15 protein-coding genes and 1 riboswitch are annotated in these 15,674 nt (G+C 33.6%); of the genes, 14 read left to right on the top strand and 1 reads right to left on the bottom strand.

Annotated elements, in window-relative coordinates; translation table 11 throughout:
• Position 1 precedes the first annotated feature (1 nt).
• The 7 genes from ASE21_RS13835 (at position 2) to metQ (ending at position 7,787) form a co-directional block, all read left to right on the top strand.
• Positions 2 to 451: a nuclear transport factor 2 family protein gene (locus ASE21_RS13835; protein WP_057123277.1), complete on the top strand. Its 450-nt coding sequence runs from the start codon at positions 2 to 4 to the stop codon at positions 449 to 451.
• 16 nt (positions 452 to 467) lie between these two features.
• On the top strand, positions 468 to 1,553 hold the full coding sequence (locus ASE21_RS13830; protein ID WP_057123276.1) for an NAD(P)H-dependent flavin oxidoreductase: 1,086 nt from the start codon (positions 468 to 470) through the stop codon (positions 1,551 to 1,553).
• Positions 1,554 to 1,878: 325 nt separating this feature from the next.
• Positions 1,879 to 1,979: riboswitch (SAM riboswitch) on the top strand.
• Positions 1,980 to 2,246: 267 nt separating this feature from the next.
• Entirely contained in the window at positions 2,247 to 3,236 is a 990-nt protein-coding gene (locus tag ASE21_RS13825) for a TlpA disulfide reductase family protein (RefSeq protein ID WP_057123275.1), read from the top strand.
• A 180-nt stretch (positions 3,237 to 3,416) separates the two neighbouring features.
• Entirely contained in the window at positions 3,417 to 4,889 is a 1,473-nt protein-coding gene (locus ASE21_RS13820) for an aminotransferase class V-fold PLP-dependent enzyme (protein ID WP_242410273.1), read from the top strand.
• A gap of 354 nt (positions 4,890 to 5,243) precedes the next feature.
• Positions 5,244 to 6,275 (top strand): methionine ABC transporter ATP-binding protein MetN, encoded by a 1,032-nt coding sequence (gene metN, locus ASE21_RS13815; RefSeq protein ID WP_057123273.1) that lies wholly within the window; start codon positions 5,244 to 5,246, stop codon positions 6,273 to 6,275.
• Positions 6,268 to 6,921: a methionine ABC transporter permease MetI gene (locus tag ASE21_RS13810; protein ID WP_057123272.1), complete on the top strand. Its 654-nt coding sequence runs from the start codon at positions 6,268 to 6,270 to the stop codon at positions 6,919 to 6,921. Before metN ends, ASE21_RS13810 begins: the two co-directional genes overlap by 8 nt.
• A 53-nt stretch (positions 6,922 to 6,974) precedes the next feature.
• Complete coding sequence (gene metQ / locus ASE21_RS13805) at positions 6,975 to 7,787, top strand: methionine ABC transporter substrate-binding lipoprotein MetQ (protein ID WP_057123271.1); 813 nt, start codon at positions 6,975 to 6,977, stop codon at positions 7,785 to 7,787.
• A 226-nt stretch (positions 7,788 to 8,013) separates the two neighbouring features.
• On the opposite strand, the gene ASE21_RS13800 is transcribed toward metQ, so the two are convergent.
• On the bottom strand, positions 8,014 to 8,682 hold the full coding sequence (locus ASE21_RS13800) for a response regulator transcription factor (protein WP_057123270.1): 669 nt from the start codon (positions 8,680 to 8,682) through the stop codon (positions 8,014 to 8,016).
• 101 nt (positions 8,683 to 8,783) lie between these two features.
• On the opposite strand from ASE21_RS13800, the gene ASE21_RS13795 reads away from it, so the two are divergent.
• The 7 genes from ASE21_RS13795 (at position 8,784) to ASE21_RS13765 (ending at position 15,639) form a co-directional block, all read left to right on the top strand.
• Positions 8,784 to 9,020, top strand: coding sequence for a hypothetical protein (locus ASE21_RS13795; protein ID WP_057123269.1), 237 nt, complete (start codon positions 8,784 to 8,786; stop codon positions 9,018 to 9,020).
• A gap of 191 nt (positions 9,021 to 9,211) precedes the next feature.
• Complete coding sequence (locus tag ASE21_RS13790) at positions 9,212 to 11,155, top strand: ATP-binding protein (protein ID WP_057123268.1); 1,944 nt, start codon at positions 9,212 to 9,214, stop codon at positions 11,153 to 11,155.
• A gap of 207 nt (positions 11,156 to 11,362) precedes the next feature.
• Positions 11,363 to 12,202 (top strand): STAS domain-containing protein, encoded by an 840-nt coding sequence (locus ASE21_RS13785; protein ID WP_057123267.1) that lies wholly within the window; start codon positions 11,363 to 11,365, stop codon positions 12,200 to 12,202.
• A 14-nt stretch (positions 12,203 to 12,216) separates the two neighbouring features.
• A complete protein-coding gene (locus ASE21_RS13780) occupies positions 12,217 to 12,621 on the top strand; it encodes an STAS domain-containing protein (RefSeq protein WP_057123266.1) in 405 nt (134 codons plus the stop codon).
• Positions 12,599 to 13,015, top strand: coding sequence for an anti-sigma regulatory factor (locus tag ASE21_RS13775; RefSeq protein WP_057123265.1), 417 nt, complete (start codon positions 12,599 to 12,601; stop codon positions 13,013 to 13,015). The genes ASE21_RS13780 and ASE21_RS13775 overlap by 23 nt, the downstream gene beginning before the upstream one ends.
• Positions 13,008 to 14,021, top strand: a complete 1,014-nt coding sequence (locus ASE21_RS13770) for a SpoIIE family protein phosphatase (RefSeq protein ID WP_057123264.1) — start codon at positions 13,008 to 13,010, stop codon at positions 14,019 to 14,021. Before ASE21_RS13775 ends, ASE21_RS13770 begins: the two co-directional genes overlap by 8 nt.
• Before the next feature lie 4 nt (positions 14,022 to 14,025).
• On the top strand, positions 14,026 to 15,639 hold the full coding sequence (locus ASE21_RS13765; protein WP_057123263.1) for a sensor histidine kinase: 1,614 nt from the start codon (positions 14,026 to 14,028) through the stop codon (positions 15,637 to 15,639).
• Positions 15,640 to 15,674: the final 35 nt, after the last annotated feature.

Here is a 15,674-nt window from a genome sequence, read left to right as displayed (position 1 = left end):
AATGAAAACTATTTTATTAACTGCTTTTATGCTTTGGACTTTTCAAGGCATAAAAGCTCAAAGTACTATCAAAATGGAAAATCAAATAGAAATTCAGGCCATTACTCATGCAATAGAAAACTATTACTTTAAAGGTATCTATGAAGGAGATGAATTATTGTTAGGAAGTATTTTTCAGCCCGGAACATTACTTTTCGGAGATATAAACGGACAGCCGTATTTTAAAACAGTTGATTTGTATTTGGACGGAGTTAAAAACCGACAAAGTCCAAAAGATTCCGGCAAGCCTTTTAAAGGAGAAATTCTGAATATAAGCGTTGTCAATTCGATTGCTGTAGCGGAATTAAATGTTAAAATGTACGATTATAATTATAGGGATTTTTTATCTTTCCATAAGATTAACGGAAAGTGGCTTATCGTAAATAAAATGCTGACAGATACAAGCAGATAATTTAAATTTTGAAATCATGTGGTACAATACAAGAGCTAAAGATTTATTAGGAATAGAATATCCAATTTTGCAGGGACCTTTTGGCGGGAATTTATCAACGGTTGAATTAACAGCGACTGTTTCTAATCTTGGCGGATTGGGCGGTTACGGAGCTTATACATTAAGTCCGCAGGAAATTTACCAAGCTGATAAACAAATAAAAGCAGCCACGAATAAACCGTATAATATTAATCTTTGGGTTTCAGATCATGATATTCCGGAAGCCGGTTTGACAGATGAACTATTTGAGCAGACAAAAACGCTTTTTAAACCGTATTATGAGGAAGTTGGGATTCCGTTACCGGAAAAACCGGCTCCGTTTCAGTCCAGGTTTGAAAATCAGCTGCAGGTTATTTTAGACGTTAAACCAAAAGTTTTCAGCTTTATGTTTGGCGTTCCTTCCGATGATGTTTTAGAACAATGCCGAAGATTAGGAATTGTGACAGTTGGAGCAGCTACAACGCTTGACGAAGCTGTTTTTCTGGAAAGTAAAGGCGTAGATATGATTATAGCATCTGGTTTTGAAGCAGGCGGACACCGACCTTCATTTCTGACTAATGCCGAAGCGTCTGTAACCGGAACTTTTGTTTTATTGCAGTTAATGCGCGAAAAAATAAAAACGCCAATCATTGCAGCGGGCGGAATTGCAGATGGAAAAGGAATTGCCGCAGCTTTGACATTAGGTGCAGACGCAGCACAAATTGGAACTGCTTTTTTGGCTACAGACGAATCAAATGCACTGCCTGTTCACAGAGAAATGTTATTTTCAGATGCTGCAAAATATACAACGCTTTCCCGCGCTTATACCGGAAGATTAGGAAGAGGTATAACAAGCCGTATTGCAAAAGATATAATTGGAAAAGAATCGAACATTCTGCCTTTTCCCCTGCAGACTACTTTTATTTCTCCCTTACGAAAAGCTGCACTCGATCAGCAAAAATGGGACATGATTTTATTTTGGGGCGGACAAATTTCACCCATTTTAAAACATACAAAAGCAAAAGAATTAATGATGTCGTTGATTGAAGAAACTACGGCGCATTTTGATGGCTTAAAGATTTAATTATTTTTTGTTATTTCAAGGAACGAAGAATAAGCAGTGTGTTAATTCAGTTTTGATACAAACTCATTTCAAAAATGGAATGAGTTTTTTTTATGCTTTTTCTACAGTAAAAACAGAATTCCCGAATTTTATCCCGTCAAACGTATGAATTTCCATTATAAAATAATGAATTAGCAGAACTTCTATTCTGTTTTAATTTGTTTATTATCAATAAATTGTATTGTGCGAAAATGTTTTTTAAAATTATATTTAAAAAAAATAATTTTAAATTATACTAATTCGGTAGAATTAGTATATATTTGTAACGCAGAAAAATTCTGAATGATACTTATCCAGAAAGACTGAGGGAATAGGCCCAGTGACGTCTTAGCAACCTGTTCTAAAAATAAGGTGCTAAATCCTTCCGCTTTGACGGACAGATAAGAAAGATTTCCTCAAAAATCTGAATAAGATCATCATTGTTAAAAATTATTTATTTTTTAAAATGAAAAGCAAACTATATTTTTTATCCGCTGGTTACGAAATCCTGAATTCAATTTTTGAAGAAAATAGTCTTGCTGGTTTCCGAATGCAAAGACATTAAATTCCTATCTAATTTATTTAACATAGAAATTGCTTCAGGCCTGAATAGGCTTATGGAATTTTTTTGCCAAATCTTAATTTATAAAATCCCAATACATAAAATCAATATAAATGAAAAAAATACTATTAGGTTTAGCCTTATTTCTTGGAGTTGCACAAACTCAGGCACAAGAAAATAATTTACAATTAAAAGGAACTGTTGTAGATACAGTTGCTCAATATGTGTATTTGCAAAAATTTCACAATAAAATGTTTACCACTATAGATTCGGTAAAAGTAAAAGACGGGAATTTTAGTTTTACAACCAAAGTCAAAACTCCGGAATTATACGGATTAAGTGTCAACACAGAAGATTCTCCATTGTATATTTTTCTTGAAAAAACACCAATTACAGTAAAATTAAGCCCAAAGAAATATTATACAAGTTCTGTAGTTGAAGGTTCTGAATCTCAGAATTTATTTGATGCCTATAAAAAAACGAAAGATGTAGAAATCAGTAAATTCATTACAGAAAATCCTAAATCGATTGTTTCGGCTTATGTGTTGTACAGAAACTGGTCGTACAGATTAACACCGGAACAAATCACTCAAAACATTGCTTTGCTTGATAAAAGCCTGCAAAGTACCACTTACGTGAAAGAACTAAAAGAACTGGTTACTGTTTTAAACGGATTAGATGTTGGTAAAAAAGCCCCGGATTTTACTGCTAATGATCCGCAAGGTAAACCAGTTCGTCTTTCAGAAAATTTAAAAGGCTATACTTTAGTCGATTTCTGGGCTTCATGGTGCGGACCTTGCCGAAGAGAAAATCCAAATATTGTGGCGGCTTACAAAGAATATCACGACAGAGGATTTAACATCATAGGTGTTTCTTTAGATAAAAAGAAAGAAAACTGGATTAAAGGAATTCAGGATGATAATTTGACTTGGACTCATGTTTCTGATTTACTTTTCTGGAACAGCGCAGCTGCCAAATTATACGGTGTAAGGGCAATTCCTGGGAATTATTTAGTGGATTCAAAAGGAATAATCGTTGCGAAAAACCTTCACGGAGAAGAATTACAAACTACACTTAAATCGCTTTTAGGGCAGGCAAATTAATTTTTAAACAAATAGAAGCATAGTTTTTTATCTACAGAGGCGTTTCACTTATTTAAACAAACATACCTATGGGTGAAAATCTAGATTTTTTCAAACATCTTTTATTAGAATAAAATCTATGTTTCTATGTGTTAAAAAAACAATCAATAATAAATTTAGTTAATTAAAATGATAAAGGAAATGAATGCTATTGAGACAACAACAGAAACAATTGAATTAGAGTGTTATTTTTCTAAGTTTAGAGAAAATATAATAGGAGCAGATCACCGTTTTAAATCGGTTTACGGAAAACAAAACCTTCTTTACGCAGATTGGGTTGCCAGCGGAAGATTATATGCTCCAATTGAAGATATTATGCTCCACAAAATTGGTCCAATGATTGCCAATACACATTCACTTTCCAGTCAGACAGGAAAAACTTCTACACATGCTTATCAATATGCAAGGGATATTATTAAAAAATCAGTAAATGCAAATACTTCTGATGTTTTGGTAACAACAGGAAGCGGAATGACAGCGGCCTTATCCAAATTACAGCGAATAATTGGCTTAAGAACAAATGACGCTGAAGATAAACCGGTTGTTTTTATAACACACATGGAGCATCATTCTAATCAGGTTTCATGGTATGAATCTAACGCCGATGTTGTAATTCTGCCTCCGGATGAAAACAATTTGGTCGATCCGGATATTCTTTCCAACGAAATTAAAAAATATGCCAACAGAAGCTTAAAAATAGGTTCGTTTACGGCTTGTTCCAATGTTACCGGAATTATTACGCCATATCATGAATTGGCTAAGATTATGCACCAAAACGGCGGACTTTGTTTTGTTGATTTTGCCGCTTCGGCACCATACGTTGAAATTGATATGCACCCAAAAGATCCTGAACAGCAATTAGATGCAATTTTCTTTTCGCCTCATAAATTTTTAGGCGGACCCGGAACTTGCGGTGTTTTGGTTTTTAATGAAAAATTATACAAAGCAGATTTTCCGGATAATCCCGGCGGCGGAAACGTAAAATGGACTAATCCTTTGGGCAGATATTGTTACAGCGATATCATTGAAGTTAGGGAAGACGGCGGAACACCAGGCTTTCTGCAAGTAATAAGAGCGGCTTTAGCGTTAGAATTAAAAGAAAAAATGGGAGTTGCAAATATTAAAAACCGAGAAAAAGAACTGCTGGATATTTGTTTTTCAAGACTCCAAAAAATAAAAGGGTTATCTATTTTGGGAGATTTAATAATCGAACGCATTGGCTGTGTTTCTTTTGTTATTGAAGATATTCACTATAATCTGATTGTGAGACTTTTAAATGACCGTTTCGGAATTCAGGTTCGGGGCGGCTGGTCATGTGCAAGTACTTATGCGCATTATCTTTTCAATATCAATGAAAAAAAATCGGCAGAAATTACAAATCAACTTTTGGAGAGAAACCAAACCAATAAACCAGGCTGGGTTCGTTTGTCCCTGCATCCAACTATGACAAATGATGAACTTTCATTTATCTGTGATGCCATAGAACAAGTTGCACTGCATTATAAAAAATGGCAGAAAGATTATAAGTATAATTCGGTTACAAATGAATTTGAAAATACTGAAATAGAAGAAACTATAGCAGGGGAAGTAAATGAATGGTTTAAGCTTGATTAAACGTATTTTATTAAAGTAATAAATTTTAATATTATAAAAAGAAACTAATTCTCAAACCTTTGCCAGACTGGGAGAAAAAGCAATCCCGTAAAGCAATCGTTATAGTAATCTACTATTTTGATAGGTTAATAAAAGTTTTGATTGTTTTTGTATTAAAATTAAAATTATCTGTTTAAATTTACAGCAACAATGAGAAATTATAGTCAGAAAATGAAGAATTATCATAGCTGCAGCCGTATGTGCTGTGATGTTGTTATAGTTGGTCTGGCTTCTTTATAAAATAAAATTATTTATTTCAAAAGCCTTTCGAATAAATCTGAAAGGCTTTTTTGTTTTTAAACTTGAATTGAACAAATGATTGAATTAAAAAACGTTACCAAAACTTTTCATCAAAAAGACAGGATTGTTTCTGCTTTATCAGATGTATCGCTTAACGTTCCGTCCGGGAAAATTTTTGGTGTTATTGGAACTTCAGGTGCCGGAAAAAGCACTCTTATTCGATGTGTGAATCTTTTAGAAAGGCCGACTTCGGGCGAAATTATCGTAGACGGCAAAGCTTTAATGCAATTGTCAAATTCTGAACTGGCCATTGAAAGAAGACAAATCGGAATGATTTTTCAGCACTTTAACCTGCTTTCATCAAGAACTGTTTTTGATAATGTGGCTTTTCCGCTTGAATTGGCCGGAACTTCAAAAAATGAAATTAAAACTCGTGTTTTAGAATTACTGCAATTGGTTGGTTTAGCCGAAAAAGCAAATGATTATCCTGCAAGCCTTTCCGGAGGACAAAAACAAAGAGTTGCTATAGCCAGAACGCTGGCCAATAATCCAAAAGTTTTATTGTGCGATGAGGCTACAAGTGCATTGGATCCGGCAACAACGCGTTCTATTTTGAATTTACTCAAAGATATCAACCGCCGATTAAATATTACCATTTTACTGATTACACACCAAATGGAAGTTGTAAAATCAATTTGTGATGAAGTAGCGGTAATCAGCCACGGAAAATTAATAGAACAGGGAAGTGTTGGCAAAATTTTCGCAGATCCAAAACATGAATTGACAAAAGAATTTATTTCTTCTTCTTTGCATCTTGAAATTCCTGGTGTTTACGCGGAGAAATTACAAAAAGAAGATGATGGAAGTCTGAATCCGTTATTAAAACTTGAAATGACCGGAAAATCGGTAAATGAGCCTGTCATCTCAGAAGTTTCAAGGTTATTTGATACCAATTTTAAAATTGTGAGCGCACAAATGGATCAGGCTGGAGAAGTAAATTTTGGCGTTATGCTGGTGGAACTATCAGGAAAACGAGAAAATTATGATACTGCCATTCAATATTTTATTTCAAAACACATTAAAACAGAAATCATAGGTTATGTCTGATTCAATTATTGACTTATTATTAAAAGGAACCTGGGAAACCATTGTTATGACTTTTGTGTCCGGCTTTTTTGGTTTTCTAATTGGACTCCCAACAGGAGTTTTACTTTTTCTTACCAGAAAAAATCAAATACTGGAACAACCCGTTTTAAACAGAACTTTGTCTGTCATAGTAAATGTTTTTCGATCTATTCCGTTCATTATTTTAATCGTTTGGATGATACCGTTTACACGTTCAATCGTTGGGACTTCTATTGGAGTAAGTGCTGCTTTGGTTCCGTTAAGTATTGGTGCGGCACCTTTTATCGCGCGTTTGGTAGAAAACAGTTTATTAGGTCTTCCGTCAGGTTTGGTTGAAGCTGCAAGAGCTTTAGGCGCAACGCCTTTACAAATCGTATATAAAGTATTACTTCCGGAAGCACTTCCATCTTTAATAAACGCAGCCTCGATTACTTTAATCACTCTGGTTGGTTATTCTGCAATGGGCGGAGCAGTTGGTGCAGGCGGTTTGGGTCAGGTAGGATATCAATACGGATATATTGGTTATGATGCTGTAACGATGAACTCGGTTTTGGCATTATTGGTGATTTTGGTATTCCTGATTCAGTTTGCGGGTGATGTTTTATCAAAACATTTTGACCACAGGTAATTATCAAATTAAAAATTAGAAATTAGAAATTAAAAATTAAAAATAGAATTGTCATGAAAATAAATTTCTTGAAAACAGCCTGTATTTTAGCTTTATCATTGATTTTGGCAAATTGCGGAAAAAGTAAAAATAACGATCCGCATTTTATAAAAGTTGGTGTGGCATCGGGACCGGAATTAAAAGTTGCTGAAGCAGCCAAAAAAGTAGCCAAAGAAAAATTTGGACTTGAGGTTGAATTGGTTTCTTTTAATGATTATGTAATTCCAAATGAGGCTTTAAGCCAGGGCGATATTGATGCTAATGCTTTTCAGCATAAACCTTATCTGGATGAGCAGTCTAAACAGCGCGGTTATAAACTGGCGATTATTGGAAACACTTTTGTTTATCCGATTGCGGGTTATTCAAAAAAAATAAAAAGCCTTTCAGAATTACAAAACGAAAGTACCGTTATTATTCCAAATGATCCAACAAATGGAGGTCGTTCTTTATTGCTTTTGCAGAAAAACGGTTTATTAAAACTTAAAGAAGGCGTGGGTATTTTACCTAAAGTAACAGATATAGTAAGCAATCCTAAAAACTTAAAAATATTAGAATTAGAAGCGCCGCAGCTGCCTCGTGCACTGGATGATGCCAATGTTTCAATTGCAATTATTAATAACACTTTTGCTTCTCAGGCCGGATTAGTTCCTGCACGTGATGCTTTGTTTGTAGAAGATAAAGATTCTCCTTATGTAAATCTTGTGGTAAGCCGTGAAGACAATAAAAATGATGTTAAAGTAAAACAGTTTTTGCAGGCTTTTCAATCTGCGGAAGTAGAGCAGGCTGCTATTCGTGAATTTAAAGGCGGTGCTGTTAAAGGATGGTAAAATAGTTATTGAAGAGCTGCGGGAGGATTTTTTTGCAGCTGTTTTAGATATTAGAAAGGCAGATGATTTTTTTCATCTGCCTTTTTTATTTTGCAACCTGAAACGATGGGATGTCAAACTTTCCTTTCAGTTTGTTTTCACCAAGGAGTTAATTCAAAATAATAAGTTTCTGTATTACCGCTTGTAACGCTCTTTTAAGATTGCAGATTGAATTTTTTCGGAGCGATCAAATAAGCCCCAATTGTCTGGCTTTATTAATAAGCTCGGTATCGCCGCCTTTTTCTAATAATAAATGGCTTTTGATATTGGCTTTTCGCTTTTCAATTGAACTCATTGAAAGTGGAATGTGATTAGGAATATTAACTGTTTTAACACCTTGAGATAAAAGAATTAAAATCTGGCTGTCGTATTCATCCCAGTTTAAATTTCGGTGTGTTAATTTTTTTTGAGATTTTATAATTTCCTCACTATAAATCATTTCTCCCTGCAGAATCTTTTTGCAAATCGCAGGAAAGGATTCAAAATTAACTTCACTTTTTGATATAAAGCCGTCCGGCTTAATTGTTTTTATGATTCTGTTTACTATAAAAGCTTCGGTGTGCATGGTTAACAGTAAAATTTTGCACGAAGGATGCGTCTTTCTAATTGTTAATGCCAGATCAATTCCGTCTGTGATATTAAATTCTTCGTAAGGAGGAAGATTGACATCAAGAATCGCAAAATCAAGTTTGGTGTTTTGTTTTTCAAGTACCATTATTTTTTTGTACGCAGACTCGCAATTGTATTTTTTCAGAAAAACAGGTTCAATTGAATCAAAACAATCATCAGACAGAAGGTTAACATAACTGTCAACTGTCATAGGGTGATCATCAACAATTAAAATAGTAAGAGGCATTGGGGTAAAATTTATATAAAATTAAACAATCTTACGGATTTTCCGTAAAATATGCAACTTTTTTGAATGTTTTTTTGCAAAAACATAAAAAAAAGCACACCATGAAAAGTAAAGTAATTCGTATTCTTTTTGCGTCAATTTTAGTGATGAACTTATCTTGTACAACTGATGATCTTGAAAATCAAGATTTTAATTCAAACGAAAAAAAAAATATAAATGAAGATCAAAACAGCTTATCTAAAGCAGTAAATTCTAAAATAACTGATACTCTAAAAGTTAGTGTTAACCTGAGGATGGCTGAGCCCGACGGAGACCCGCTGAATCCAAAAATCAAATAAAAAATGTTTTGTCCTATTTTCTGAAGACTATAATACTGGATGTGTATTATAGTCTTCTTTATTTAATATATATTTGAGCTATAACTAATAAAGTATTCATTTTGAGATTGAAGTGGAAAATATATATACCCATAATTCTGTTAACAGTAGTAATAGCAGTACTGCTTTATAATAGGGGAATTGGGTTAAAAATGAATCATCAAAAACAGCATACTTTTGATACAGAATACTTCAGTAGAATTTCGGGAACAGCAAAAGAGCGTTATTTAGATTCGCTAGTTGGCAGTTTAAAGCATCAAAAAAATGATTCGATTGTTAGAAATTTATATTTAAAAGCTGGAGAAGAGTACTATTATCTCAATAATTTAAAAAAATCATACTCATCGAGTTTAACGGCTTTAAAATTGTCACGTGAAGAAAATGACAGCACGAGAATAGCAAAATCGCTTTATTTTATTGGCGATTGTTATGAAAATTCACAAAAAGACAGCGCTTACTATTATTATCTTCAGGCTCAAAAAATCTATTCTAAAATTCATGATTATGATAAACTCGGGCAAATGTATTTTAACAAAGCATATGTTCTTTTCTATGACGGAAATTATGTAGAATGTGAAGTAGAATTATCCAAAGGACTTGAATGCTTAAAAAATTCAAACAATATAAAACTTCTGTATTCCTGCAATACCTTAATGGGAAATTGTCTCGAAAAACTGTTTATGTACGATCAGGCTCTTAAATACCATCAGCTGGCATTGCGGAATTTAAGAGTAATGAAAAGAAACAATACAGATAGCGATGAAGTCAATAATTTCAACATATCATCTGTAATTAATATTTGCAATTTGTATGATTTAAAAGGAGATTATTCCAAATCAATTAATGAATTAAAACCTTTACTGACCAAAAATTTAAGGAAAAACTGGCCTCGATTTTATGCCATTGTATTGTCGAATCTGGCGTATTCTAAAATGAAAAATAAGGAATATAAAAATGTTGAATCGATGTTTTTAGAGTCATTAAAAATTGTCGACAGTCTCGGATATCATTCTGATGTTATGTATAAAAAAATCCATTTAGGAGAATTTTATCTAACTCAAAAAGACTCTTTAAAATCTTTAAATATTTTAAAAGAAGCTTATGATTTTTCGATTAAATTAAAAAATACCAACGAAACTTTAAATACATTAAAACTTCTCACGCTGATTGACAGCAAAAAAAGATTGTTTTATGCAAACCAATATATTCAAATAAGCGATAGTATAAATAGTATTCAAAGCAGGACCAAAAATAAATACGCCAGAATTGAATATGAAACCGTTAAGGTGGAAGATGAAAATAAGGTTTTGACTAAAAAGAATTTTTATATTTTGATTTTTTCTTTTGCTCTTTTTTTAATTCTTTCCGCAATTTCGGTACTTACTTATCTGAAATACAAGAATAAAGAATTACGATTTGTAAAACAGCAGCAAAGTGACAGCGATGAAATCTATCAGCTTTTAAGCGAACAGCAGAATAAAATAAATGCGGCAAAAGAAGAAGAGAAAAACAAAATTGCAAGGGAACTTCATGACGGAGTAATGAACAAAGTGTATGGTGTACGAATGAATTTAGGTTTTTTTAATTCTAAAACAGACGAAAAAACCATAGAAAAAAGAAAACAATATATTTTTGAACTTCAAAACATTGAAAATGAAATCAGATCAATTTCACACGATCTGAACCAGGATTCATTTTTAGAAAGCAATGATTTTAATACGTTGTTGTCTAATTTAATTAAAAGCCAAAACGAGATCAGTAAAACAGCATTTTATTATTCAGTCGATGATAGGTTTGAATGGGAGCAGGTGCAGAATTTTTATAAAATAAATTTTTACCGAATCATTCAGGAAGCACTTTTAAATATTCAAAAATATGCGAAGGCCTTAAAAGTCGATGTAAAAATAGAATTGATTGATAAAAATGTTTTGCAGTTATCTATTATTGACGATGGTGTTGGATTTGATCTCAATACGGCTAAAAAAGGAATTGGTTTATCTAATATAAAAGAAAGGACAAATTCTCTAAAAGGGCAGTTTGAGATTCATTCTCAAATTGGTAAAGGCACCGAAATTATCGTGACTTTTAATATTTAGTTTTTAATTAAAAAAAAGGCGATTATACAAAAAGCCTCTTTTTTTTTAAAAGTTCTAAACTTTAACATATTTAGAAGCTGGTTTTGCAGATTTTCATGTTTTTTGCCTGATACTTTAAATTTCTTCCTTTTGTTTTAATAATTCTTTTCCGATGTTACAAATTAAAATTATATATTTGTTAAAGAACAAATACCTAATATAATCCCAATGCAAAACAACTTACTTAAAGGCTTGAAAGAGCATGAAAATAAATTATTGACTACATGGTCTGAAATTCTCTCAAACAATGGTTCCGGAGACGGATTAGTAGAAGAAGAATCTAAAGAATTTGCATCTCTATTTTTAAATGCCCTGGCAAAGACAGATGGAAAATACGAGGATTCGGAAGAATTTGAAAAAGTTAATGATCTTATTGTTGGAATATCATCTTCAAGAGGAAAACGTGGGTTTACACCTAGAGAAAATGCACAATACTTACTGTCATTTAAAGAAGCATCTTCAAAAATTTTGTCTGAATTAGTAAAAGATCCGGGACAGCTTTATGATGCCAATCTGCAGCTTAATACAATTTTGGACAATTTGACTATTCTGACATTTGAATCTTTCATGAAAGGAAGAGAAGATATTATATCAAGACAGGTTGACGAAATTAGCGAGATTTCTACTCCGGTAATTACAGTTTGGGAAGGTATTGTTGCTTTGCCGATTATTGGAACTTTAGACAGCTCCAGAACACAAGTTGTAATGGAAAATTTATTACAGCAAATTGTAGATACAGGAAGCTCAATTGCTATTCTTGATATTTCTGGTGTTCCGGCTGTAGATTCACTTGTTGCCCAGCATCTTATTAAAACAGTAAGTGCAACACGCTTAATGGGTGCAGAATGTATTATCAGCGGAATTCGTCCGGAGATCGCTCAGACTGTAGTGCATTTAGGAATTGACCTTAACGGCATTATTACAAAAGCATCACTTGCAAGTGCACTTAAGACAGCATTTGATATGCTGCAGTTAACTGTCGTTAAAAGAAGAAAAACTTTAGAGTAGATTTTATTATTGATATGGAAAGAATTCCTATACTTAAGATGGGAGATTTCCTGTTGGTTACTATACAAGTAGATTTGTATGATCAGCTGGCAGAAAACCTCGAATCAGATCTAATTAATTCAATTAGTAAATATAGTTCAAAAGGTGTATTAATTGATATATCTGCTGTTTCTATCATAGATTCGTTTATGGGACGAATCCTTGGAAACATTGCAGTTATGTCAAAAATTTTAGATGCACAAACCGTTGTTGTAGGTATGCAGCCTGCTGTTGCTATTACATTAGTTGAATTAGGTCTATCCCTAAATGGAGTCATCAGTGCCCTTAATGTTGAAAAAGGCATGGATTTACTGCGTTCAAAAATGCACAATAGTGATAACGAAGAGCAGGAAGAAGATGACTACGATAACGAACAATAGAGAAGAAGCCTTAATTGTGAGAGAACAAGACGTGGTGCCTTTGCGTAACCGCGTAAAAGAGTATGGAGTTAAGATTGGTATGAGTATTTTAAACCAAACCAAATTAATTACAGCTACCAGCGAACTTGTCCGTAATCTTTTAAAATATGGTGGAGGAGGAAGGGTTGTCATAGAATCTGTAAGCAACGGACGCGACAATGGCGTGCGTGTGACTTTTATTGATAATGGCCCCGGAATAGCAGATTTAGAATTAGCAATGAAAGACGGATACAGCACAGGAAAAAGTTTAGGGCTGGGACTGCCCGGAACTAAAAGATTAGTTAACGAATTTGACATTCAGTCAGAACTTGGAAACGGTACTACTGTTACTATAATAAAATGGAAAAATGGATAATACTTTTTCCAGTTATAAAATTGACGATCGCAGCCTTATAGCTTTTATAAAAAGAGAAATACACAATCTCGCACTTCAATTGGGTTTTACTCCTCATCGGGCTGCCGAAACAGACATTATTGTTGCCGAATTGACTTCAAACCTTATCAAATATGCAAATGGCGGCGAACTATTGTACCGTGCTCATTTAGACGGAGAATACAATGCCATCGAGATTTACTGTCTTGATAATGGAGATGGATTTGAAAACTTGACCAAAATTATGAATGATGGTTATTCATCTTCCAATACTTTGGGTCACGGATTAGGATCGATTAAAAGGCTCAGTAATGATTTTCAAATTTATTCCATGAAAGACTGGGGTTGTGTGCAATATGTTAAAATTTGCGAAAAACCCGATTATCAGCCTCAGGCATTACAAAGTGGTTTAAACCACATGGAAATCGCATTGAATTATCCGGGTGAAAAAGTTTGCGGAGATGGGTATTATATAAAACAAACCCGAAAAGGTTTTCAGATATTTGTTGGAGATGGGTTAGGACACGGAGAAAATGCATACGAAGCTGTACAGATGGCAATAAAGGCTTTTAGACAATCTATAGAATTTGAACCTGCAGAACTTCTGAGAGAAATTCATGCAAAAGTAAAAAAGAGCAGAGGACTTGTAGCCACAATCGTATCAGTAGATTATAATGCAGAGGTTTGGAATATATGCGGTATTGGAAATATTAATACCCGCATTTATAATGGTTTAGAAAATAAAACCTATACACCTTACAACGGCATTATTGGACATAACATTCCGAGGACTTTAAATAGTACAATCGTTCCATATAAAAAGCATCAGATTATAATTATGCATAGCGATGGTTTGCGAACCAGATGGAACCTTAATGACTTAACTTCTATATTAAAACAAAATCCCGGTATAATTGGAGCAGCAATTTTTAAAGAAAACATTAGAGGAACTGATGACGCAACCATTCTTGTCGGCAAAATAATTTAGTACCATGAAAGAGATCATACAAATAAATCTGGATAACGAAATGGATTTGATACTGGCCCATAAACGATGCATGAAAATTGCAGAGATGTGCGGCATGGCATCGTCATTTCAAACCAGGTTTTCAACAGCAGTATCTGAAGTCGCAAGATGCTCTATTGCAAAAGGTAAAGATTCTCTGCTTATTATTGGTATAAATATCATTAAAGCGACTAAAAAAGAGATTGTAGCTATTATTACAGATACAGTAGATTTAAAGAGCTGCAGTCCCGAAGCATTTAATTATGCCTCCAGAATATCAGGAAATATAGAATACAGCTACTATAACAATCAATCTACAACAAAAATAAGCCAGCCGGTTGTTTCTCCGGGACTTCTTTCAGATACCAAGATAAAAGGTCTTATTGATTATTTTAAATTCGAACCTCCTTTATCGCCGTATGATGAAATCAGAAAGAAGAATATAGAATTGATTGCCCTTTCAGAAAAACTGGCCGAAAGTGAAAATAAATACAAACAGCTCGCTAATACAATTCCAATTTTAATTTGTGTTATTAACGAACGAAATAACGTCCTTTTAACGAACGAATCATTAGAAAGCTACCTGAAAGTTCCGCTGCCTGTTTTCGACAAAAAAAATCTCAGTAATTTTATTCATCCTGATGATGTTGACGCAATATTAGAAGGCTGGAGCAAAGCAAAATCCAGCCGATCTGATTTTTTAGCTGAAACCAGATTAAAAAAAGGATCAGACTATATCTGGCATTTAATTTCGATTATGCCAAATCGGGCAGAAGATGGTACTTTTAGCAGCTGGTTAGTCTATTTTGTAGACATTAATGCTCAAAAAATGGTCGTTGAAACGCTGAAAGATAATACAGAATTAAAAGTAATTCAGCGTGAGTTAGAAAGCGTAAACTCTAAACTGGTTTTTAAAAATAAAGAATTAGAACAATTTGCTTACATTGCCAGCCATGACCTTCAGGAACCGCTTCGTAAAATTATGATTATGCTTTCCAGAGCGGGTGAACATTTAAGTGAAGACCAGCGAAAACAATATTATTTTGACCGGATTACTCTTGCTGCGGGTAGGCTTTCGAATCTGATAGCTGATGTTCTTAACTATTCTAGAATCGATAATAAAATTCAATTATTTGAAGAAGTCGATCTTAATGTAACGCTCTCTGAAATATTGGGTGATTTAAGTTTAATTATTGAAGAAAAAAATGCCATAATTGAAATTAAATCTCTGCCAACAGTTTTAGGTCTTGATACTCAGCTTCGTCAGTTGTTTTATAATTTGGTTAATAATGCACTCAAATTTAATACGGCACAGCCCTCTGTATCAATATCTGCAGAAATTATTCCGGAATTTGCCGCGGCTTCACCTGAAAATTATCATATAATTTCAATTGCCGACAACGGAATTGGTATGGAAAGTCAGTATTCAGAGCGAATATTTAATATGTTTCAAAGATTGCATGAACGCGATCAATATGGAGGAAATGGTATCGGACTTGCCTTATGCCGACGAATTATTGAAAACCATAATGGTATAATTAATTTTACAAGCACACCTGGAAAAGGAACTACTTTTTGGATCTACCTTCCTAAAAAATAAAAAAGAAATAATAATAAAAAAAGGCAGTTTCTAAA

Source organism: Flavobacterium sp. Root901 (assembly GCF_001429765.1).
Lineage (GTDB): Bacteria > Bacteroidota > Bacteroidia > Flavobacteriales > Flavobacteriaceae > Flavobacterium.
The sequence above is the reverse complement of the archived record's forward strand: the minus strand, read 5'-3'. Positions and strand labels throughout refer to the sequence as shown.

Coding starts and splice junctions, on each gene's coding strand:
- ASE21_RS13835 (WP_057123277.1), top strand. CDS start 2: ATGAAAACTATTTTATTAACTGCTTTTATGCTTTGGACTTTTCAAGGC.
- ASE21_RS13830 (WP_057123276.1), top strand. CDS start 468: ATGTGGTACAATACAAGAGCTAAAGATTTATTAGGAATAGAATATCCA.
- ASE21_RS13825 (WP_057123275.1), top strand. CDS start 2,247: ATGAAAAAAATACTATTAGGTTTAGCCTTATTTCTTGGAGTTGCACAA.
- ASE21_RS13820 (WP_242410273.1), top strand. CDS start 3,417: ATGAATGCTATTGAGACAACAACAGAAACAATTGAATTAGAGTGTTAT.
- metN (WP_057123273.1), top strand. CDS start 5,244: ATGATTGAATTAAAAAACGTTACCAAAACTTTTCATCAAAAAGACAGG.
- ASE21_RS13810 (WP_057123272.1), top strand. CDS start 6,268: ATGTCTGATTCAATTATTGACTTATTATTAAAAGGAACCTGGGAAACC.
- metQ (WP_057123271.1), top strand. CDS start 6,975: ATGAAAATAAATTTCTTGAAAACAGCCTGTATTTTAGCTTTATCATTG.
- ASE21_RS13800 (WP_057123270.1), bottom strand. CDS start 8,682: ATGCCTCTTACTATTTTAATTGTTGATGATCACCCTATGACAGTTGAC.
- ASE21_RS13795 (WP_057123269.1), top strand. CDS start 8,784: ATGAAAAGTAAAGTAATTCGTATTCTTTTTGCGTCAATTTTAGTGATG.
- ASE21_RS13790 (WP_057123268.1), top strand. CDS start 9,212: ATGAATCATCAAAAACAGCATACTTTTGATACAGAATACTTCAGTAGA.
- ASE21_RS13785 (WP_057123267.1), top strand. CDS start 11,363: ATGCAAAACAACTTACTTAAAGGCTTGAAAGAGCATGAAAATAAATTA.
- ASE21_RS13780 (WP_057123266.1), top strand. CDS start 12,217: ATGGAAAGAATTCCTATACTTAAGATGGGAGATTTCCTGTTGGTTACT.
- ASE21_RS13775 (WP_057123265.1), top strand. CDS start 12,599: ATGACTACGATAACGAACAATAGAGAAGAAGCCTTAATTGTGAGAGAA.
- ASE21_RS13770 (WP_057123264.1), top strand. CDS start 13,008: ATGGATAATACTTTTTCCAGTTATAAAATTGACGATCGCAGCCTTATA.
- ASE21_RS13765 (WP_057123263.1), top strand. CDS start 14,026: ATGAAAGAGATCATACAAATAAATCTGGATAACGAAATGGATTTGATA.